Genomic DNA, 20,620 nt, shown 5'->3' with positions numbered 1-20,620 from the left:
TACCCTTTTTAGCAGTAGTGCCGGAGGGCGCTACCTCACGCTTCAGGACCTAGGACTCAAACCTATGGCAATGCACGTTAGCAACTTTGACGACGTCAGCGACGATGACAAAATTCTTCGTTTACGCGATGTCGAGTCAATCGTCGGCCTAAAACGCTCAACAATCTATCGCAAAATATCGGAGGGCCATTTCCCGCGCCAACGCCTTTTGTGCGGCTCCAGCGTCGGCTGGCGGAACAGTGAAATCCAGGCTTGGATTCGGCAAAGGGAGGCGCTGTAATGCAGCGCCGAACACCTCAACAGCCGGGCTGGATGGTAGAACTCACAGCGGCAGTAGATATTCCAGTGGAAAAAATCCAGTGGATATGGCCAGGCTGGTTGCCAAGGGCAAAGCTATCCATTCTTGCCGGCGCAGGTGGATGCGGTAAAACCACGCTTGCGATATCGCTGGCCGCCACGCTCAGTAGAGGTGGTGACTGGCCAGACGGCAGCAAATGTGAGGTCGCAGGCAACATCGTAATCTGGAGCGGCGAGGATGGTATAGCTGACACGATCATTCCTCGCCTTACGGCTGCAGATGCCGACCTAACCCGCGTGCACATCATCGAGGGGCTCAGTGATCAGCGTGGGAACAGGCGACAGTTTGATCCTGCAGCCAACTTTACCCTTTTAAATGAGGCAGCCGCACGGATTGACGGCGTTTCATTGCTGATTTTCGACCCACTGATCAATCTCATCCGTGGGGACATGCACCGAGCCAACGAAGTTCGGCAGGGACTACAGATGGTGGTGGATTTTGCCGAACAGCATTGCTGCTCCGTGCTCGGTATATCTCACCTCAGCAAAAGCGCCTCTCAGTCCTCTGTAGCTGATCGAGTCATCGGCAGCCAGGCATTCTCAGCACTTGCTCGCACGGTACTGGTGGCCGGGAAAGCTAATAACTCTGAAGCTCGGGTGCTTGTCCGGGCCAAGTCGAACGTTTCGATCGATATAGGGGGGATAGAGTATTTCGTTAAGCCCATCGTGATAGGCGAGCAGCTGGAAACAACCTGCATCCGGTGGGGAGAGGCCGTCGAAGGAAGCGCTGAAACTATTTTGGCGGATATCGAGCGAACGGGTGGAGCGAGACCAGTATCAGCGACTCAAGAAGCTTGCAGCTTTCTTGAAGCCACGCTGCAAGCAGGCCCTGTCTCGATCACTGCGCTGCAGTCTTTAGCTGAGGAGTCATGCATCTCTTGGGCATCAATACGTAGAGCGCAGAAACAGCTAGGTATCCGCTCATGCAAGGTGGGCATGCAAGGCGGATGGGTATGGGAGCTGCCCACCGCCCTCTGAAGGTGCTCACCTCCCCCCGAAGATGCTCAATACTAGTGTTGAGCACCTTCGTTTTATTGAGCGCCTTCGCCTCACGACCAGGGAAATCCTAATATGGACGCAGCCCGAGAATGCGCAGTCGTAACAAAGAGCGAAGCGGCTAGCGGTGGTGAAAGCCGCTTTGCCGAATGGGCGTAAGCAGTCGTCGTCATTGCGCATGCGGCAAACGAAGTCAGAACTCGAGATCGCGATCGCTGGCGGCGACCATGCCCTGCTGACGCTCGACGCCATTCGCGCAGAGGCGACGACGCTCAAGGCGCAGGAATATTCGATGACGCGCGCGTTCGGCGACGGAGGTGACGGCGACCTGTACAGCTTGTTCCAGTTCTGAACGACGTCACTCAAAACTTTCCTCGCCCTCGCGGTCGCGGCTGCGCTCATGATCGATACGCCGGTCTAGCTCGGGGAGGATGGCATCCACCCATTGCCGGACATCGGCATACGGGCTTTCGCGGAACGTCAACACCTGAGCCTTGCGACGGGCAAGGATGTCGGCAAGCGAGCCGCTCCAGCTCCGAGGATGGAGACGAGTCCAGAAATCGCCGAGAAAGGCGCGCTTGTCCGGCGCATAATTGAGCATATCGAGAAACAGCGGCGAGATGCCGTTATCCTCCTCGTCGTCGATCTTTCGCCTGAACATCGAGATGGCACGGCCGAGCAACGTATAGCGCGTCGCCGCATCCTGGTCCGCCCATTGGCGCAGGACCGCCGGGTCCATGTTCTCGACCGGTGTGCCGAAGCTGAAGTCCGCATCGAACAGCCGGTGGTTTCGCGATGTCATCTCAGGTAGGAGGAACATATCGAGCCCCGCAGCGGGGTGGGTCTCAAACAGCGCCTTCAGCACATGGCTCAAATCATGACGGGAAAGATAGCAGACCTCCATCGCGCCGCGGATATTTGCACAGACATCGCGAGCCGTCGCTTCACCGTCGCTCCCCGTACAGCAAACCCGAATGATCGTGTGCAGGCCATAGTCGCGCAAAGTGCCCTTCTTGCTGAAATCGGTGCGGCGCAGCAGGTTGCGGCCGAGCGCGATCAACGTCGGATTGCGCTGCCGGCCGGCTTCGCGGTCGCGATAGAAGTGCATGTGCAGGATATCGAGCGCGATCTCGACCCCGTCCGGCAGATCCGCAATATCGAGCAGCAGGAGAGCTAATGCCTCCGGCGGTGAATCGCCAACGGTGCCGTTGGCGATGCTCATGAAGTCGAAGGACTGAAGTGCCCCTTTCTCGATCGCGCGTCGCAGCCGCGCGATTCCTGCCTCGTCGATCCCAATCCGCGCCTGAAGATAAGGAAGCGAGCGGGCCAGTGCCGGGTTCTCGATCGCGGCTTCCAAGCTGGTTTCGGCAAAGCCAGTGTCACGCTGATGCGCTTCGTAGATGAACCCGCCGAGCACAGTCGCATTGCGGCTCTTAGACTCCGCCGCCTCGAAATGACCGACCAGATCGCGCCAGATCTCGGCAAGGTCACTCGCACCTTCGGCGAGGCCGCGTCCGCACTCGAGCGCGCGCTGGGCATGGGGTTCGACCATCAGCTCGGTCAGGAATTCGGCGCGCGTCTCGGAATCGTGCGCCAATTGCCGGCCGACATCCTGAGCCATTTGGGCGGCCCTGTGCCACGGCTTCATCACATCCCCATCGTCCGGCTCGCCGTCCGCAACTTCCCAGCCGCCAATGCTACGATTGAGCACGACCGCGCGCGCCTGATGGAGGAGGTCGGACGGCTTGAGCCGTTGGATGATCGCCTCGAGCCGCTTTCGCACTGGCTCGGGCATCGCGTTGCCTTCGAAGCGGAGGCAGGTGCGGAATGCGATCCAGCCCTCGATCCAGGGCTTCACCTTGACGAACGTGCTCGCCGCGCGATCCAAGGCGTCGTGGCAGGCGCCAAAATGCCAAAGGTCGCGCACACTGCCGGCAAGCGTGATACGCGCGTCATTCAGGACTGACGACAGCTCGACGGCGAGATCGATAGCGCTGTCGTACCAATCCCACACGTCCTTGTTCAGCTTCGGACGCCATCCCCAGTCGCGCGACCGTGCTCCGAAATCGAAGCTGCTCGACGAGGTGAAATTGTGCGCGGTCAGAAGCGCGTCAAGCGCGACGGATGCACAGCGGCGCTTGTCTGCATCACCGGATTTCGCCAGCAGACGCACTAACGCGCGCCGTTGCTCGGGTGGAGTCTGGGTCCCGGATAGATACAGGTGGAAGAGCTCGGCAAACGCGTCGCGGGCGGAGTTTTGATTTTGGTCGGCAGGCTCGGCGGCGAGGAAGCGGGCGAGCAGCGTCGCGGCGGTCTCGAACATGTGCTGCTCATAGCCGAGCGTCTTGATGAGGCGGATCCATTGCCACCGGGTCGGCTCGTTCGACGACAGCAATGTTGCCCCGTTGGGACCATCCAGTTCGTGTTCGATTTTCGCCAGCACCGCCTCTGGCGCAACTGGGGCGATATTGGTCAGGATCTCGAGGCCTTCTTTGCCACGCGTCACGAGGTCCCCGAGCGGCCCATCGCTTCGCAGCCAGCGCGCGACCGCTGCCTGAGCCTCTGGGCTATCATGAAGATAGCCCAGACGGCGGGAGAGCGACGTCTGCATGCGTGGCGTCAGCGAGGCGCTGAACCGTTCGAAGTCCGACGGCGGTATCCGTTGGAGCGCGAATGTGGCAAGCGGGTTCGCAATCGCGTGTGGGAGGATCGCCTTCCAGCGGCCGCGCACTTGTGCGATGCCGCGTCGGCGAAGCTCCGCAAGTGCGGCGTAAAGCGTCGCCGCGCTCACCGATCGCAGGCCGCCGATGCGCGCGAGTTCGCCATCGGATGAGGTGTCCTCGCCGTTGACCGAATAGAGCAACGACAACTCTTCCGCCGCATTCAATAAATTCTGATCGGGCTGATTGCGCTGCTGGAAGATTCGCTCGAACAGCTCGCGGCTCTTGAGCTTGCCCAGTGTCTCACCCTTACCGAGCGTTTCTGCCAGCGCGCGTGCCACGCGGAAGTTGCCATCGCTGAAGTCAGCGATGGTTCGCCGGTCGATCTCGGACACGTCCGGGAAGGATCGCTCGAGCCATTCTGCGACCAGGTCGGGCGAGGCGGACTGCAGCCGGAAGACTTCGGTTCGCTCGGGCTCGTCGTCGCGAACATCATATTCGACGGTGAGAAGGCTGACGGTGCTCGTGCTTTCCGAGCAGATGCGAGTGAGCTCGGTGTGAGTGGCCGGATTGCAATTATCGACTATAAGGATGGCTCGTTGCCCGCGCAGAACGAGCTGTCGTGCCATGTCGTGCGCGGTGGGATGGGTTTCGGCCGAATAGTCGGTATAGATTGCGAGGCTCGGATCGAGCGGCTCCTCACCAACCTCGCTCTCGAACAGCGCCTGGACCAAACGCGTCTTGCCCAAGCCGGACATGCCGATCAACCGGATACATTGCTTCGGGGTGCGAAGCGCGGCGCGAAGACCCTTGATACCTTCGGCGATCGTCAGTTGCTCGCGTTCACGCGAGCGTTCATCGGTCAGGCAAGCCTTGTCGTTGGATAGATAGGAAGTATCCTCGGCAACGTGCGTTCCGGTCCATCCCCCGATGCTGCTCCAGCCCGACAGACCGAGGCCGACGCGGTTGCGGACCCAGGCGGCGATGCCCGGATATTCGTTGACCCAGGTCGCGATGCGATCGCGGTCGTAGAAGTCGGTATGGAGATCACTGGCTTCGGGAAGATCGTGCAGCGCGGCGCGCATCGCCGAACGCCGATCTGCAAGCGGCTTATCTGCGACAGACCCCTGCGAACTGACGATGATGTAGGCGCCGGATTCTGCGGCGAGCTCGCAGATGACCTGCCGCAGCTTCCCGTCGACGCCACCCTTGGGCTTCGGCCGCATCTCGCCTTCGATGGCGCCTGCTGGCATGTCCGGCTTCTTCACCTGAAAGCCGGTGCATGACCGCGGCACGAAGTCGGGGTTTGCAATCGGCGCGGGACACTGCACGCGCACATCGAGTCCGCCATCCGCAGCGTCCTGATTGCCGCCTGCGGTGACCGCCGACAGGGGACAGCCCTGTTTTCGCAGCTCCGCCAGTGCAAGACGGGCGACGAGGGTGCGCAAATCGGCATCGCCCAGATTGGTGATATCGGCACCTGTTACTTCGAGCATTTTCCCCGGCCTTCCTAGGTAGATTCAGTCAATGATCGCGTAGATAGAGCCTGTCGTGATTTACAGGCTCACCGCCAGCCATGCAGTTCAGCTAAAAACTACTTCCCAATGAAATAGAGATTGCCGTTCTTGTTGTAAATCGCGGCAGGTCGGAAGTCCTTAGGCCAATTCCGTCCAGGATAGTATGCATACATCCATTCGGGCAGGTGGCGAGCAATACCCGCCAGCGCATCCATGCCGTCCTTATCAGCTCTGTTAGCGTCAGCAAATAGTTCGCCTGAGGGATCGGTCAGGAAAATCGGGCCGTAGGCTTTCTCGGCCGAAATGAATGCTGGCGCAACGCTCGCCGGAGCGTCGAACGGCGTAGGGTTCCCAGCAGCCAAATCTGCAAGCCTGTCGTATTTCTTGCCTGATCCGTCAGCGTACTTAGCCGGCTCATGACGCAACTTTGAGATTTTTCCACCAAAGTATTTTTCTCTCGCATCAAGCCAGGCCGACCTGACCAACGCAGATGCCTCCTTTGGGTTAGACGCGAGTTCCTCAGGCACCCACGCAGCAACCTGGTAGTGATAGACAGGGCCAGCACTGCCACCACCCAGCAAGAATAACCCGACGCCAAGAGAGGCTGCGCCTCCGCTGCTAAAACCAGTTGGAGGCGACACGTATCCCAAACCCGCCGTTGCTAAACCTCCAGAGCTTCCCGAAGATCGCGGCGCGCTCAGGTTATCTACTTCATTCCCGACCATTACCCTTGGAATATCGCGCTGACCATCGATGCGCATGGCTTCCAGAACCAACATGGCATCGGACCATTTTTCGCGAGGAACATCTTTAGGTTCTGGCAACGTGACCTTCGGGGTACTGGAGCAACCCACCAACGCAACCAACAGCAAGGTACCAACGCATCCCTTCACAGAAAAAAGCACCGACATGAAAACTCCCTATTTTTATTCAGTGGTAGTCCGGCACACGTAGAACGCCGGAGACATCCTTCACTTGCCTGCCAGGTCATAGCGCCCAAAATTATCTGAGCAACTTCAGCGGAAAATACCAGCACCACTTAAACGACCGCAGATGATTTCGGCGAACCGACGTAGCGGTAAAGCGTTGTTCGAGAAACGCCATACCGTCGGGCAACATCGGTCACCTGTATCTCAGGATCTCTGAGAAGAGCTCGTATCTCACGCACCTGACGATCATCCAGCGCAGGCTTGCGTCCACCTTTTCTCCCACGGGCACGAGCCGCAGCCAGTCCTGCACGAGTTCGTTCTCGAATGAGGTTGCGCTCAAACTCAGCCAGGGCAGCGAACACGTGAAAGATCAGCTTGCCGGCAGCGCTGGTGGTTTCGATTCGTTCGGCTATGGATTCGAAGGCCACCCCTTCCTGCTCCAAGCTACTGACAATCCCAACCAAGTCAGGCAAAGAGCGACCGAGGCGGTCCAGTCGCCAGACAACCAGAGTGTCACCGTTACGCAGAGCTTTAAGGCAATGCCCCAGCTCCGGCCTGTCCGCCGACTTGCCGCTCATGGTCTCCTCGTAGACTGTTGAGCACCCAGCCAGAGCAAGTGCATCTCGCTGCAGGTCGAGGTTCTGATCATCAGTCGACACTCGGGCATATCCAATCCGCTTTCCCATACGTTTTTCTCTCACTGATTTCGGTACGGGAAAAGTGACAGGAAAGCGGTAAATCCCAAGTCCAAAAGATCAGCTGGAATATGTGTGCCGTAAACGACCGTTTACGGGACGGATGCGCTCGTCAATTTCAGACGCTGAAAGCGACCGAAAACGAACCCCAGAATATTTTTCCTCGCTCAACATTTCCTTCAGCAGCTCAGCACCTGAGCTGAATGGAGGAATGACCATGAAGCAGAGTTTCCACGGACATTTTGATCGGGACTTGACCAAGGCCGGCTCGGCAATTCTCAGGGAGGCAGTCCGACGCGGGCTTCTCAGTCAGCACGAGGCCATGATCCACGAACAGCAATGGGCGCAGTTTAGTGTTTATGCCAACGAGTCTCATGAGGTAGATATCCTGGAATTCGTCAATAAAAAATTGGTGAGGGAGTACGGGGAAGAGCTATATATCCAGGCATACCAAGGAAATCTCCCGCTGGAAAGCGTGTCAGGCCTGCTTGAGACTGTATATGCAGTGATGGGCTTCGCAACTAATGGGCGCTGGAAAGGCGCAGCGGCTAACGTCGGTAGCCGTCTTGGCTTTCCAAGCCATGCACGGATTACCGTACCGCGCAGTCTTGACCGAACTAAGTTTGAAGCCGCGATGGTGGATATTCAGGCTCTCTACTCAGAGCAGCTAGCAACATTAATCAGGTCAGTTCGATACCTTGGCATGTCATTGCTTGAGGCTTTTTTCTTCAACGCAGAAGATGCTCACAAGGACGCCGAAGAAGAAAGCATCTTTTATGTGTTCAGCAAAGATAAACATGAGCATCGGATCATTAATATTTCTGCCCCTGAGCAAATTGTAATTTTGGAGAAGGCCGCGGCATTTCAAAAACTTCAGGGCAGCAGTCACGCGACACCAGCAGCTTGGCGTACATGGAAATTAAAGAACCTACCTGCCGCGCAAGAGCTTTTACTTTCTCACGGACTAAATATTGATGATTGTCGCGCGGCATATGCCTGCGAGCTCTACCGGCGATTGTCTGGTCACCACGCCCCGATTCTAGAGGGAAAAGCTCCCCACGATGAGGATCTGGAGGCCCGGAATCACGTCGCCTACGAGCTCGGGATTATGCGTGTCTGGGAAACTGATGCGTACGTCGGTGCCCGAGCCAACCTGAGGAAGGAAGCCGCCGGTACCAATCGCTAAGCCATCACACAGCAGATTTGGGTTTAGATCAGACGCCCTTAACCTTGGCAGACCTCGAAACAAAGGAGTCAGGGTATGGATCGTTTTGAATTGCTTGTATATGCCGTGCTTGCCGTCATCAGTGCGCTGACGATCGCAGGTGTAATTGGCTATATGGTCGCAGCGTACCTGGACAAGAAGCACAGCGACGATTGAGCCTTCAGCGGAGCGACCAGATACCTGCAACAAACTGCCCGCTGCCCCTTGGCAGCGGGCGCTTACCCAATCCATCGACAAGCCCCCTACCGCGGCGATACGCAGTATTTCCTCAAGCCTATGAGGTCATGGGATGACTTCGGAAGGGCTGTTAATCTCCGCACCAAAGCGAAAGTGACCGGAGCGCCGAGGCGTTTAGATCAGCGACATGCACGCCCTCCGTGTGGCGAGCTAGCTTGCCGAGTACGCTAAAACCCGTGCGCGGACTCATGGGCAGCATCTCATCTTGGGTTTTCCGAAAGCTACCGGAGAGTGTTTAGCGACCTCATCTAACCGGAGCAGCACCATGGAATTTCGTCACCTTGGTAACGGGCAGTACTTCCCACCTATTGCACCAAACGGTCGGATTTACGCTGTACCTCTTGGGCAGGAAACCCAGGTAGAAATTTTCTGCCTGGCCCCAGTAGGCATCATGGGCGCGGGCATCCAATTACGCTGGTCAGAAATCGTTGGTTGTTACTACGACGACGAATCATGGGAGATCATCCCGCGCAACTACTCGGGACGAGGGATGCGCTTTCGCAGAGGCCTATCCTGCATCATGGTGATCGCAGGCAACGAGGCTCTCACGACCCACATCCAGGGCTACCCCATCCCCATCTGCGTAATGAACCGTATTGCATTCGAACAGCAGCGAGGCAGCGAGGGGTAGCGCGTTACCGTCACCACCCGCTGCGCGACACAGGTACCAGTTGGAACGGCACCTACCAATGTTTATTTTATGAAAGTGAAGCCTTTCACTACTAATACAGATCAAAGCTGGCCGGCTGACTTGGTCTTAAGCGTCACTGCTAATAGCAAATACGGCCTCCGCCCCCCGCCTGCATGGGCCTGCTGGCTGACAGCGAATAGATTTAGCGCCCTACACTGCTTATAGCCCGAACCCGTCGCCTTCCCTGATCAAGCGCAGCAATATATCTCGCCGTAGTTCACTGCTGATACGAAAAAGCCCCGCCAGACCAAGCTGCACGGGGCTTTCGGGATTTACAATCGGGTCAAATCTGTTCGGCACTGCTTATAGGTACTCAGCCGCTACCCTGCCGAATAGAGGTCGCCATGATTAAGCGCTTGGTATCTAGACAGCTTCTTCTCATAAGCGACCAACGTCCGACGTAGCTGACGATTCTCGCTCGCAACGCGGCGAATCTCCGCAAGCCGCCCCTCAACTTGCAGAACGAGGTGACGGTATGGATATTCAACAAACTCAAACGAGGAAGCCGGGTATTTATGTTTGCCATTCCCCTTGGCAATAGTCAGGGGCGCGAATTTGTTTTTTTGTCCTTGCAGCGGCACCAGCTTGCACCAGTAGATCGAATACGCATTCGGGCTCACCTGCTTGATTGATACGCCGGCCACAACAGATTTGACCCCGGTCTTTTTGTACAGCTTCATGGACGCATCCACATAGCTTGCTACCAGGCATCTCGCGTCCGTAAGCAACTGCTCGTACTGCTGATCCAGCAGGGTGACTATCGCTTGTGCTTCTTTGCTCATGACGAAGGCTCTCTTCTTTGTAAGAGCCAAATGGTGACGGATCGCTGAGCACCCGGAATTCGATTTCAGACGGTTTTATCGTCGGAAACTTACGGAAGCGGAGTTGGTAATGCACCGCTGCCGCTCTGCCGCGTGTTAGATGATGACATTGCAGACGTACAGCAACATTACGCGCAAAGGATGCATAACAGACGACGACGGATGCTCTGGCTCAAAATTGAACGGAATCAACGAATGTCAAAGTGACGATAGGCAGGTAATGGCCAAGAGCTGGTCCTTCTGATCGACGGCTTCCGCCCCACGTCGGATCTTTGCAGCTCGCACTTCGAACATTACCCTGTTGGTTCGCAAACATTCCCAACCACAAGCAGAATGGCAGTTGCGCAGAAAAAACGGTTATGACCCGCCTTTCCCAACTGGCGAAGGCAAAGTCGTAGGCAGCGCACGGGTAGCACGGAGTTCTTCCGCGATAATGGTCGCCTGCTGCAGAGCGGCACTGTCAAGAAACGAAGCGTTCAGATCGAACGTGATGGCATCGTCGTCGGAGCTTTCCTTTATCGCATAGGGCCCGAAGAGGATGTCGCTGCTTCCCTCAACATGGGGCTGGAAACGTGACAGAGGATTACGACTGTCGTTCCCATTGTGTATCGCTATCGCGGAACCATTGTCGCTGTACATGGCACGCAGAACGGAGGGATCGCGCTTACCACTAATCCATTGCCCGGGCGTGACAGGAGCGCCGTCCATTACTAGGGGCACGCGCAAGAGGTAAATTACCTCGTCTGCGTCCTCGATCCTGCTGAACGCAGCCTCATAGTCCGGCTGCCTACCCAAGATGCAGTCGACGTCCACCTGTATATCGAAGAAGGCCACTTTGCCGGCATTCGCTCTTACGTCATAAAGGAGATCCAGAAGTTTTGGGCTACCTTGGTCAGCCGAGGTTGGACAGAACGTGTACCAGCCGGAAATGACGGGCATCTCAACACCTATCACTGCTGGCGTAATAGCTGGCTCTGTCTGGCGCGGAATTGCTTTCTGGGAACTGTTTGCTGCCGGGGATGCCACAGAGCCTGACACTTCTGATCCAGAAGGAGGGGCGCTGTCAACTGCAGGCCCATCATGCAACAAAGCCCATAACCTAGGCACGGTGTAGCCTGATAACGTCGCCACCATACTCGGCAGATTAAGCAACGCGGTTACCGTGGTAAGGACGACAAAAATGCCTGCTATGATCCTCCGGCCCCACGACGGCTTGGCGCAGATCAGCTTCGTACCACCGGGGAAGCGGCCGCGAAAACAGAGCGCCCAGCTTCGAAATTTGAGCCACCGCATTCGCAACCGATCGGAAGGATAAGCCGTCTGGTCTACGATGCTGGATGCGCGGCAGCAACGGGCGAAGTCATGCACTGCGCGATCGAGCCATTTACCTGCGATGGCATCCGTCGGACTGTCGAAGAAGCCCCAGAAAATTGGCTTCCCTGCGCCTAGGGACGTTTCGTAGGGATAGATTAAGGCCGCGACGTGGCCAAACTGGATGTCCTGTGACAACACGAGCGCCGCACCGCCTTCCGTCAGGGGACTTCCGTCATCGTTCGCCGATATCGGGTGGTTGCCGGCGAACAGCTGGATCGTCCGTCGACTATCGTCACGATGTACGTACAGATACTCAAAATAGTCGTGTCGTGCCTCTTCGGCGGCCGCGCGCATGTGCCGCTCAATGGCCGGGGCGTACTGGGACCAGATTCGCAGACGGGTCTGTGGCGTTTGCTGTCCAACAAAGATACTCATCGAGTCCCCGATTTTTTGTGTCGGATTGATCCTGCGCAGAGGCGTGATACCAAGCGAACAGGTAATCACCTTGTACTCGGCTTATCCATCGTGTTCACTGCGCTATTATAAGTGCCATCACGGTGCTAGCGCCGCTTTGACCAACATTAAAGAGCCCAGGGAATTATGGCCGAGACGATAAACATCGCGAAGATGGCAGAAAAGCTATCGAAGGGAATTTTCAACGAGTTTCTCTGGGGTCGCATGGAGCACACCAATATCAATTGGCCGTGCGAGCATCAAGAAACCCACGAGGTCAAGACCCATCCCTCCGATGTCGTCTTTTGGTATAACGAGCCGTACTCCCAGTCTCGCACCTATGTGAACTGCGACCTCAAGAGTTACGCGAAGGGCACCATCAAAACACAGGCCATCCGGGAGGCAATCGAGAGCCTAGCCAGGAGCCTGCGGTGCGCCGAGATCAGCCAGGAGTTCAGCGACACCTACATCCATCCGGATGTATCGGCGAATATCCAGGGACTGCTTTTCGTCTACAACCACGATAACGAGTATGACAAGGACTTCGCCAAGATCCTTGAAAAGGTGAAATGCGAAGACTTGGATATCCCAAAGGGCTCCAAGATCGTTGTGATGGGCCCTGAGGATATTTACTGGCTGAACAACGTTCACCACGAGATCATCCATCTGCGCGGCGGTGCCGGTCTACTACCAGAGCGGGATTACTGTAAGTTCTATTATCCCCATCTGGTTCGCAGGAAGAACGTCCAGCTCGAACACGCCAAAGCTGCGACGCTAGATATGCTGACCGCGCCTTGGATTATTTTGTCCTACGTGAACCCAAAAAAGGGAAGCAAGCAGGGCTTCGTGATCTTCATGCGTAAGAGGGGAATCACGACCGATGAGTTTCTTTACCTCATTGAGTACCTGATGCACTACCAAGTAATCAAGGCCGAAACAGAGGTCACGATCCGCCTGGTTGACCCACACCAAAACGCTTCTGCTAATTTCGCCAAGGCAAAAGACCAGTACATAACTGACTATCAAGGCGGGGACGATCTCAGGCAAATACTGGATGCTATTGACTTCGGCAAACTTGAACACGTACGCACCACTTTCTGTGAACTGGAGCTCTCCCGCCAATGATCAAAAATGCGCTTCAGTACTGTGCGACGGACAAGGAAATTCACGACGCTTTGATGTCGGCCAAGCAGAAAATCAATGAAAAGGTTCTGCTTGAACTGGCAAAGGACAGGGGGATTTTCTACTCCGCCAAAGACAGCCGGGACGACCTGGTCAGCGCCATCTCTCTCCTCCCTCATGACTATCATGATCTGAACACCCTATTGGAACAGCGAGAGCACTCCGGCCGACAGGAAAAGCTCACCTCCGTGACGCTGCCAACTGCGCTGACCGTGGAAGGAATCCGGGAAGTGCTCCGCGAATACATTGAGGAGTCTCCCGAGGACGAGAAGGTTACTCAGCAAATAAAGGACGGCAACCAAGTCGTCGCCAACATTAAGTACTCCGACGTCGACTATGGCAAAACACGGCTTGTCCAGCGCACCCCCAAAGAGGCCTCGATCGAGTTTCACGTCTCAGCAGACAAGACGGTCATTCGGATGCCTGCCAATGATCGTGTGAAAACCATCTACTCCAAGCTCAAGCACAAGCTGGATACCAAGGCCAAAGCTGAAATCCCCGCCATCCGCATCGAGCTCGGCGAGTTCCAGTCCCCTGCCCTGCGTACAGAGTTCTTTACATCCCTGATCAGCAATCTAGCGGGCTTCTCATTGAAGAACGTAACCAGCGTGAAGGTGGAGCGCCTGCCTCAGGAACCAGAGGAGGACGAGCTCGACCTAGACGATGACCAAGAAGCGGAGGTGGCCAAAGAAGAGGCATTGGCGCTGGTCAAGAACGTAGCGCTAAAAGGCGAGACGCTACTAGCGTCCGAGGAGTACCAGAGCCTGACCAAGAAGGGTTTCTTCATCACCTCGATTATCTGGCGCTCCGTGCTGCACAAGGCACCACAGCCAATGGTTGAATTTGAGGCAGCGTTTGAGGAACCGATGCAAGGAAAAGGTTTCAAGTACTTCGTCCGAGGTGCCTACCGGCTGGTAGAACTCGAGTACACCAAGACGATCCGGCCGGTCACCGCCGGAGACAAAGAAACCTATCTGGGCATCATCGAAGAAACCGCTGCGAAGGTTATCAAGGAACTCAGAGTGCAAGCTCAAGCAGGTACTGAAATGCAAGGAGAGCTAGCATGAACAGGGTGAGGTGGCTGAATGCCCAATGGCCTTCATCGATTCGATCAGTAGGGAAGAAGCTCATCGATATGCCATTCACGGAGGAGAGCATGGATGGCTTCGCTATCGAGCGAATCAGGGATGACTTCATCGAGGGGCGTTACATCGAAAAGTACAGTTACCAGGAGGTGATATCGACCCCTTTTGGGAGTGAGGAGGTACTTGATCGAATAGGGTATCGGACGACGGAGTTCACGCTTTTCGATTCGCCTCCCCACATTGAGCTCAGAAATTACCCGCGCAGTCTCAAGGAACTGATCAGCCGCTTGCTTGAAGCCTGCAATTTCAACCTGATAGTGACGCCTCCTTCGGTAAACCTGATCGAATGGGTCTCGGCTCTGCAGGACGCGGTAGATCAGACAGTCACCGTCGACTCGCTCCAAGTCTCCGGTGTCGAAATAGATGAAGGGGTGACAGGGAAAATTTTGCTCAAAGGGGTAAAAGATGTGCGCGATGCCACCGATATTCTTCTGGCCGGCCGCAAACATGTGCTGGAAAAAGTCCAAGTAAAATTCTCGGACTTTAACAAAACCGTTGCCATTCAGCTGTCCAACAAAGGCACCGCGAAGCTACCTTCAGCGCTACCGAGCGATCTTCTACGTCATCTACGAACGTCCTTTCCTCGCAACATCAGTTGAGCAGTCGCCAGATATCGCTATAGAAGAGGGATACCGGCCCGCTAGAGCATAAATTGCAGTCCAGCAAACCTACGCAAGTAATCGAGGATTGTTTATGGCCGGTTCCTACCCGGCGTTCTGAGCGGGAATGATTAGTCAGAAATCTATGTTGGGTCAGTTTTTCAATCAGCGCCGACATTTACTCATGACCAAGGCTCTCTTTGCTGTAAGAACCAAAATGGTGACCGACTGTTTACCACCCCGAATTCGATTTCAGACGGTTTTATCGCCGGAAATCTACCGAAAGTGGGAGGTCTCGCTCACGATATCACCTTGCCTTGCATCAGATGGTCGACAGATGACGACATATCAGACGCAGAAAAACATGAGATGAAAAGGATGCACAGTAGATGACGACGGATGCCTTGATTCTGGGCAACAATGTGAAGGCTCGCTTCCGTGGTCAGGCTAAGAATACCGCGCAACTGGTGACGCTGTTCGCGCTGTCAAATCTGTGGATGACACGTAGACATTTACTTACGAATACGGGAGAGGTGCGCCCGTAATATGGGCAATAGCCGCCGCGAGGTGCTCGCGGCGATTAGAAACATAGAAATCAGCGAGTGATCTGATCGTTTTTGATCGATTTACCGCTTTCAAAATCAGTGGGTGCTGAAGTCGGCCAGGAATGCAAGGCCACTTCAGAGGGTCCCTAGAAAGCCAGAAAAGGAAGCTCTTAGAATACAACGCCCTCGTTCTTTAACGCTTGGCTTATGAACTCCTGCTCATTAGCCGGCAGCCCCTCTATACACTTTCTCAACGCTTGCGCTGCTGTGCTGGTAAGGGGTTGATAACGTAAAGTTATGGCCACCTGCAATAAAAGGTCAACTTGACCTGGATACTGGTCGCGATTGACGTCCAATATTTCCGTCCAGTTCAGCTCATTGACCTGTCTCTGCCACTGCTCAAAGTCATGACGGCATAGGTATTCTAAAAATGCCCGGCGCACCCAAGGATGAGGGTCAATGGCAGCCCAACACAAGTGATCCAAATCACCAACGCCTGGCCCCCCCCCTTCAAAAACAGCCATGCGATGAGGGACGCTGGGCACCAACTTGGGTATAGCAGCTAAAAATTCATGCCTATCAGACAACTTCATATGCCCGAGGAGATCGCGCCCGATATCAAGACTAATCGCCTGACGCCAAGCTCCATATAGTTTCGAGCGCAACCACTTCCGAGATCCGAACGCACTGGTCGTACCTCGAGGTTTACTAGAGTGCAGCTTCCACGCAGCCTTCAGAAGAGGAAGTTTCGTTATGCCGCTATAATTTTTGAGCACGTTCAGACCGACTTTTTCATCCTGAGCTTGGTCTAATTCGCTCATAAAGAGCAGATAGGCGACTGGATCACTTTGATGCGTGGCATTCTGCCTGGAATGTGTCACGACCTCTGAGGGAACGGTGAGCTTTAGGACTCGAGTTAATTCGTAGAGTCCCCAACCTGAATCGCGAAAGCCATCTGACAACGCTGAGTCCCAATCAACGCGATATTCAGGATCCACATCATTTAGATATAAGGCGGCGAGCCATTTTATATCCATGGGCATGTCAGAGTTAAGTAAATCGATACAATGCTCTATGGTTATCGACGCTTCAAAAACTCGCTTAGCGGCATTCAACCCAACAGCTACGTTCATCCACAAACCAGATCTAATTAGGTTCATCACATGCCGCCGGGACTGCTCCCGTAAGTATTTTACAGTACTCAGTGAACTGCCCATTGCACGACGCACTAGCCAACTGGGCTCCAAGTACCGGTCACGCTCGATGCGGGAAAAAATTTCAAGAGTGAGTTTTTCTGGCTCATCGCTCAATGCAAACCATAGCGTCTCTCGTTCTGACTGCCGTCCCGTTACGATACGCTGATATGTGGTTTCGATCAGTCTAACAAAGTCATCGTCTTGAACTTGAGCTTTTGCAATGTTCAAGTCTAAGACGCCATCTACTCTATGATGCTGCAACTCAGTGCTGCCGGTTGTTAGTCGATTTACATTTTGTACCAACCGATTAACCGTCACCGGCTCGTTTTGGTTAACTAAGGTACCAAGAGCTTGCCGTAGTGCATGGGCAAAAGGACTGCCATCCTCTGCATCCTCTGCCAATTCATAGGCCGCCGTGGGAGTCAACAGTTCCACATTAATCAGCCACCCGGCAGACGAGTTTTTGAATATAGCTGTTGCTGCAGTGGCGGAATAGCAGCAATCAAGTAGTAACAAAATTTTTGGACGATTGGCCAAACGATGAGTATCAAGCAGTCGATCGATTGAGCATCGCCCTTGAAATGCAGGGTCATCGATCAAGAGTAGTTCAAGTTGACCCAACTTTATCTCAGCATGCCCACTGAAATACAAAATAAGTAAATCATTGGGTAGGCAACTTCCCATCGCGGACTCAATGGTAGCGATAAACTGCGCGCCGGTCGGGTCAAGCACCACAATGCTGCGTTCTTCAAGAAAAGTAGACGCTGCGGCAAGACGAAGCGCTTCATAGAGCAAAAAAGGGTCTTTAATGGGACCAGATAAAGGCGCCCTGGATCGGTAATTTGAGACACCAAACCCGATAAAAATGATCCGCGTAGGAAAACTCACGAAACGCTCCTCGCCAAATAGCAATTACTCCTCATGCTCCTCAGTCGTGATCTCAGGCAGTGTCTGACCGCGAGCTTCAGCAGCCTGTTTCGCATTGCTGATCAACATTTTGATTAGATCGTATACGGCATTGGAGGTGACATTTAGCGCCAGCCCAATGATGATACTTGACACCAAATCACCTTTACTATTCGCAACGCTGTTGGACTCGCTTTTGACCTCGCCCCAACCGCGCTGAGCAATGCTTGCCGAAATTTCGTCCAACAATGCACTGCTCACAGGAGTGACCGCATCGGGCTTTACAACTATTTTCATTTTTCCTCCAATGGCGCACTTGCGCCAGACGATAAGATTACGGCCGTGATGTCTTCAATATCATTTAGTGCTACATCTATCCCAACACCATCGACCGCGCCAGTGGTGTGCTTTTGTAGAAGCCCCGAAGGATGTAAAACCCAGTAATCACTGTAGAGGCTAGACTTGCGCACAATCAGCGCGACCTCTGATTCTAAAAGCTGCCTGGCACGCTGAACCACGGCCTCGAATTGGCGCTCACTGAGGTGGTAGTCTTTGTAGGTTTCTTTCTGATTGGCTGGGTGAGGTTGAATCAAGCACCACTCTCGGACACCAGACTGATCAACCCATTTTGCTAACTGCTCAAAAGTCGACTCAAACTCGAAGGAACTGGTTGCCACTGTGTTTATACGCAGTTTTTGCCGACGTGTTGTCTCATCAAGTTGCCGCACAATATCATTGACATTTTTCCAGGCGTTGATATTCCCCCTTAACCGGTCATGAGCTCCACCATATGCATCCAGACTCATGATTAACCTTGTGAGATGCGGGGCTAACGAGGGAAGGAACTCAAGGTTGTCTCTTCGCCCCACACCGCTGGTAGTGAGGGTACAACATATCCCTTGTGCCCGGATTTTTTCGATGAGCATCGGCAAATGTTGATAAACCAAAGGCTCACCACCGCCGATATCAATTTTTTGAACTCCCAGTTGTTCAAAAATAGTCAAGATACGATCTATCGCCTCAGGGAGCACGGTTTGCTCTGTTTTTGGCGAAAAGCAGTACGGGCAGCTTAGCGGACACACATCTGTTATGTGCCACATAACATGAGGTAGGACGCAATCCGAGTCGCCAGGGTAAAAAACGTTACGCTCTGAATCGTAGATCAAAGCAATGATCTCTTGATTAGTATCTCGCGCACCGAATTTAGAATGACTGTTTTTTCAAGCAATTGACCCTGCTCGCCCTCGCATTGCACCAGTGCCGCGTCTGCTCTATCCCTACACAACTCATGGTAGAGCCTCCAAGAACGCACTTGAAGGTCTGGATCGCCTTCGTATACATCAAGCTCGCTGGCGGTGTATTCGCGCACACCTTTCTTCTGCATGTTCGAGGCCGACGATTTGGGGGAAACGTCAAACACAAGAAACAAATCAGGTCGCGGGATGCCCAGCTCCTCAAATTCTAGTTGCTCGATCCAGTTGAGCATGTGCTCTGGATCCGCAGCCCGCAGCGACTGGTAAACCATACTAGAGAGTGTGGAACGATTGAGTAACACATAGTCAGAAGCCAACCACTGCTCGGAGGTCCGATCATAGTCGCTGCGTCGATCAAGTGCGTACCAAAGCGCCATAGACTTGGGATCTAAGGTGCTGGCAGAGCGTCCTAGGTCCTGCCCGGATAGAAGCTTGCCAATCTCTCGGCCGAAAAATTGATCATACCGAGGATAATCAGCGATCCAAACGCGCTTGCCGTGCGCCCTCAAGTGCTCTGCTAAGAGCTTGCACTGCGTCTCTTTGCCACTACCGTCGATGCCTTCAAATGCAATGATGCTTGGCTTAGGCATGACCTTCCTCTGCCTCTAGGCGATAGGCAGTGCAGATCAGCGAGGACAAGATCGAAGGATCGACAGAAAACTCATTGGCCGTCCGCTGATATTCAAGAGCACGCGCTTCACGCGAGGCAGTATCCAGCTCAGCGGTACCGAACACACTCCAAGCAGCCAGCTGAATTAACGTAGGAGTGGGCTGCTCTGCTGGCTGAAAGCCGTGCTTGCGCAGAGCCGCGTTATACCAGTCCAGCAATAGCTGCTCCTGAGAGTGAGTCAACGTTAATGATTCTTTTTCACTAACGTTCTGCCCCCCCAGCTGTGACCATTGGGACAGTAGCTTTTTCCTAAGACTCATAGAGGAGTCGGGGGCTGAATTCATGTGCTGAACCTCTTTCGGCTGTCTTTGTACTGGTTTGTCACGGATAGCTTATTCACACACGACTAATGTGTAAGGCTCGCTGTCCACGACACAGCGTAGCCTTCCAGTTTAGATATCTGAGAGAAAGCGATCCACCGCTTTTTCACCTTCACCATCTGACTCATAGCACCCACTACGCACCTGACCGTCGGCAGACATCACCCGATGGCCGCTTTGTGGTTATTCGAGCACAGTGCGAGAGTGTTTTTCTGTGAATCGTCCCGTCGTCGCTCCTCCCACGACATGCTTGGCAGCTGTCTGGCTTGCTGAGGGGCCGCGCCCGCTTGCTGTCGCTTTCGAATCGTATCCGAGCAGCGAGATTCAGTGTCGCCTTAAGGCTGCTATGTAGCCCTAGGAACGAACGTAACCTTGATTGATCTTGCCCAGCGAGTGGACACGGCTTTAAGCACTCAACCGAGCCTCACAGGCTTGCGGGCTGATGTGCCACAGCGTGCTATGACGCCGCTGACAGCAACTGAAAGTTGCGATAAGCCTGCCCCGTGACAGCGGATGACGCCAAGGAGCTAGCTACTAAGAATGGGAGAACAACCTGGAGATCTCTGCAACAGCCACTTTTGGCCGATTACCGCCTTCCACAGCATTATCACTGGTTGTCAGCAATCTACAAACCAGTTGTAAAAATGGTAACCCGAGCTAACCGACACAGCACATGTGCCCAGCGTCAATAGAGGCCACTGTCCTTCGACACCAAGCCACCACTGCACCTTGAACAAAAGAGCTCCCACCAACACGCAGGCCAGAACACCAAGAGCCAGGCCAACCAAAGCGAACAGCCGAGCCCCTAACCCTGGGTTTCCGCCGTGCCAGTTCTCACTCAGGCAAAAGGGGCAATGATTGGACGAAGGCGAATACCCCCAGAAACCACGGCTATATGACGCCCTCGGA

The 20,620-nt window shown here is 54.5% G+C and carries 18 protein-coding genes and 1 pseudogene; 9 read left to right on the top strand and 10 right to left on the bottom strand.

Annotated features, from left to right (window positions below; genetic code table 11):
- Positions 1-64: 64 nt before the first annotated feature.
- The 3 genes from NR164_RS16895 to NR164_RS16885 all read left to right on the top strand — a co-directional run bounded on the left by NR164_RS16895 (position 65) and on the right by NR164_RS16885 (position 1,705).
- Positions 65-280: an AlpA family transcriptional regulator gene (locus NR164_RS16895; RefSeq protein WP_212623003.1), complete on the top strand. Its 216-nt coding sequence runs from the start codon at positions 65-67 to the stop codon at positions 278-280.
- Positions 280-1,335 carry an AAA family ATPase gene (locus NR164_RS16890; protein ID WP_212623004.1) on the top strand — a complete coding sequence of 352 codons (1,056 nt, stop codon included), beginning with the start codon at positions 280-282 and terminating at the stop codon, positions 1,333-1,335. Before NR164_RS16895 ends, NR164_RS16890 begins: the two co-directional genes overlap by 1 nt.
- A gap of 148 nt (positions 1,336-1,483) precedes the next feature.
- Complete coding sequence (locus NR164_RS16885) at positions 1,484-1,705, top strand: hypothetical protein (protein ID WP_212623005.1); 222 nt, start codon at positions 1,484-1,486, stop codon at positions 1,703-1,705.
- Between the two features lie 6 nt (positions 1,706-1,711).
- Here the strand turns inward: NR164_RS16885 and NR164_RS16880 are convergent, their stop codons facing one another.
- From NR164_RS16880 to NR164_RS16870, 3 genes are all read right to left on the bottom strand, one after another.
- Complete coding sequence (locus tag NR164_RS16880) at positions 1,712-5,509, bottom strand: hypothetical protein (protein WP_212623006.1); 3,798 nt, start codon at positions 5,507-5,509, stop codon at positions 1,712-1,714.
- A 98-nt stretch (positions 5,510-5,607) separates the two neighbouring features.
- Entirely contained in the window at positions 5,608-6,441 is an 834-nt protein-coding gene (locus NR164_RS16875) for a hypothetical protein (protein WP_256823014.1), read from the bottom strand.
- Positions 6,442-6,569: 128 nt separating this feature from the next.
- Positions 6,570-7,145, bottom strand: a complete 576-nt coding sequence (locus tag NR164_RS16870) for a recombinase family protein (RefSeq protein ID WP_212623008.1) — start codon at positions 7,143-7,145, stop codon at positions 6,570-6,572.
- Positions 7,146-7,371: 226 nt separating this feature from the next.
- On the opposite strand from NR164_RS16870, the gene NR164_RS16865 reads away from it, so the two are divergent.
- The gene (locus tag NR164_RS16865) at positions 7,372-8,340 is read left to right on the top strand and encodes an integrase (RefSeq protein WP_212623009.1); all 969 of its coding nucleotides are present in this window, start codon (positions 7,372-7,374) and stop codon (positions 8,338-8,340) included.
- A 541-nt stretch (positions 8,341-8,881) separates the two neighbouring features.
- A complete protein-coding gene (locus tag NR164_RS16860; protein WP_042926707.1) occupies positions 8,882-9,247 on the top strand; it encodes a hypothetical protein in 366 nt (121 codons plus the stop codon).
- 380 nt (positions 9,248-9,627) lie between these two features.
- On the opposite strand, the gene mobI is transcribed toward NR164_RS16860, so the two are convergent.
- Together mobI and NR164_RS16850 are read right to left on the bottom strand one after the other, a co-directional pair.
- On the bottom strand, positions 9,628-10,089 hold the full coding sequence (gene mobI, locus NR164_RS16855; protein WP_034074007.1) for a conjugative transfer protein MobI(A/C): 462 nt from the start codon (positions 10,087-10,089) through the stop codon (positions 9,628-9,630).
- 396 nt (positions 10,090-10,485) lie between these two features.
- The gene (locus tag NR164_RS16850; protein WP_256823013.1) at positions 10,486-11,796 is read right to left on the bottom strand and encodes a hypothetical protein; all 1,311 of its coding nucleotides are present in this window, start codon (positions 11,794-11,796) and stop codon (positions 10,486-10,488) included.
- A 246-nt stretch (positions 11,797-12,042) separates the two neighbouring features.
- Here NR164_RS16850 and NR164_RS16845 point away from each other — a divergent pair, with 246 nt between their 5' ends.
- The 4 genes and pseudogenes from NR164_RS16845 to NR164_RS16830 all read left to right on the top strand — a co-directional run.
- Entirely contained in the window at positions 12,043-13,020 is a 978-nt protein-coding gene (locus tag NR164_RS16845) for a hypothetical protein (protein ID WP_212623011.1), read from the top strand.
- Positions 13,017-14,144, top strand: coding sequence for a hypothetical protein (locus tag NR164_RS16840; protein WP_048512733.1), 1,128 nt, complete (start codon positions 13,017-13,019; stop codon positions 14,142-14,144). Before NR164_RS16845 ends, NR164_RS16840 begins: the two co-directional genes overlap by 4 nt.
- 89 nt (positions 14,145-14,233) lie before the next feature.
- The gene (locus tag NR164_RS16835; protein WP_212623012.1) at positions 14,234-14,821 is read left to right on the top strand and encodes a hypothetical protein; all 588 of its coding nucleotides are present in this window, start codon (positions 14,234-14,236) and stop codon (positions 14,819-14,821) included.
- 425 nt (positions 14,822-15,246) lie between these two features.
- Positions 15,247-15,366, top strand: a pseudogene (locus NR164_RS16830) (IS5/IS1182 family transposase); the annotation flags it as partial.
- 170 nt (positions 15,367-15,536) lie between these two features.
- Here NR164_RS16830 and NR164_RS16825 read toward each other — a convergent pair.
- From NR164_RS16825 to NR164_RS16805, 5 genes are all read right to left on the bottom strand, one after another.
- Entirely contained in the window at positions 15,537-17,450 is a 1,914-nt protein-coding gene (locus NR164_RS16825; protein ID WP_212623013.1) for a caspase family protein, read from the bottom strand.
- Between the two features lie 24 nt (positions 17,451-17,474).
- Entirely contained in the window at positions 17,475-17,765 is a 291-nt protein-coding gene (locus NR164_RS16820; protein ID WP_212623014.1) for a hypothetical protein, read from the bottom strand.
- Positions 17,762-18,568: a radical SAM protein gene (locus tag NR164_RS16815; RefSeq protein WP_249122287.1), complete on the bottom strand. Its 807-nt coding sequence runs from the start codon at positions 18,566-18,568 to the stop codon at positions 17,762-17,764. Before NR164_RS16815 ends, NR164_RS16820 begins: the two co-directional genes overlap by 4 nt.
- Positions 18,569-18,630: 62 nt before the next feature.
- On the bottom strand, positions 18,631-19,311 hold the full coding sequence (locus NR164_RS16810) for a hypothetical protein (protein ID WP_212623016.1): 681 nt from the start codon (positions 19,309-19,311) through the stop codon (positions 18,631-18,633).
- A complete protein-coding gene (locus NR164_RS16805) occupies positions 19,304-19,675 on the bottom strand; it encodes a hypothetical protein (RefSeq protein ID WP_256823012.1) in 372 nt (123 codons plus the stop codon). Before NR164_RS16805 ends, NR164_RS16810 begins: the two co-directional genes overlap by 8 nt.
- Between the last annotated feature and the right edge of the window lie 945 nt (positions 19,676-20,620).

This window comes from Pseudomonas sp. Pse79 (assembly GCF_024519615.1).
Lineage (GTDB): Bacteria > Pseudomonadota > Gammaproteobacteria > Pseudomonadales > Pseudomonadaceae > Aquipseudomonas > Aquipseudomonas veronii.
This window is presented reverse-complemented; position numbering and strand designations above follow the sequence as displayed.

Bases quoted from the DNA above. Each gene is read 5' to 3' on its own strand.
- NR164_RS16820 (WP_212623014.1), bottom strand. From the start codon at position 17,765: ATGAAAATAGTTGTAAAGCCCGATGCGGTCACTCCTGTGAGCAGTGCA.
- NR164_RS16850 (WP_256823013.1), bottom strand. From the start codon at position 11,796: ATGCGCGCGGCCGCCGAAGAGGCACGACACGACTATTTTGAGTATCTG.
- NR164_RS16860 (WP_042926707.1), top strand. From the start codon at position 8,882: ATGGAATTTCGTCACCTTGGTAACGGGCAGTACTTCCCACCTATTGCA.
- NR164_RS16810 (WP_212623016.1), bottom strand. From the start codon at position 19,311: ATGCCTAAGCCAAGCATCATTGCATTTGAAGGCATCGACGGTAGTGGC.
- NR164_RS16865 (WP_212623009.1), top strand. From the start codon at position 7,372: ATGAAGCAGAGTTTCCACGGACATTTTGATCGGGACTTGACCAAGGCC.
- NR164_RS16845 (WP_212623011.1), top strand. From the start codon at position 12,043: ATGGCCGAGACGATAAACATCGCGAAGATGGCAGAAAAGCTATCGAAG.
- NR164_RS16875 (WP_256823014.1), bottom strand. From the start codon at position 6,441: ATGTCGGTGCTTTTTTCTGTGAAGGGATGCGTTGGTACCTTGCTGTTG.
- NR164_RS16815 (WP_249122287.1), bottom strand. From the start codon at position 18,568: ATGTGGCACATAACAGATGTGTGTCCGCTAAGCTGCCCGTACTGCTTT.
- NR164_RS16870 (WP_212623008.1), bottom strand. From the start codon at position 7,145: ATGGGAAAGCGGATTGGATATGCCCGAGTGTCGACTGATGATCAGAAC.
- NR164_RS16880 (WP_212623006.1), bottom strand. From the start codon at position 5,509: ATGCTCGAAGTAACAGGTGCCGATATCACCAATCTGGGCGATGCCGAT.
- NR164_RS16895 (WP_212623003.1), top strand. From the start codon at position 65: ATGGCAATGCACGTTAGCAACTTTGACGACGTCAGCGACGATGACAAA.
- NR164_RS16805 (WP_256823012.1), bottom strand. From the start codon at position 19,675: ATGAATTCAGCCCCCGACTCCTCTATGAGTCTTAGGAAAAAGCTACTG.
- NR164_RS16890 (WP_212623004.1), top strand. From the start codon at position 280: ATGCAGCGCCGAACACCTCAACAGCCGGGCTGGATGGTAGAACTCACA.
- NR164_RS16835 (WP_212623012.1), top strand. From the start codon at position 14,234: ATGGATGGCTTCGCTATCGAGCGAATCAGGGATGACTTCATCGAGGGG.
- NR164_RS16840 (WP_048512733.1), top strand. From the start codon at position 13,017: ATGATCAAAAATGCGCTTCAGTACTGTGCGACGGACAAGGAAATTCAC.
- mobI (WP_034074007.1), bottom strand. From the start codon at position 10,089: ATGAGCAAAGAAGCACAAGCGATAGTCACCCTGCTGGATCAGCAGTAC.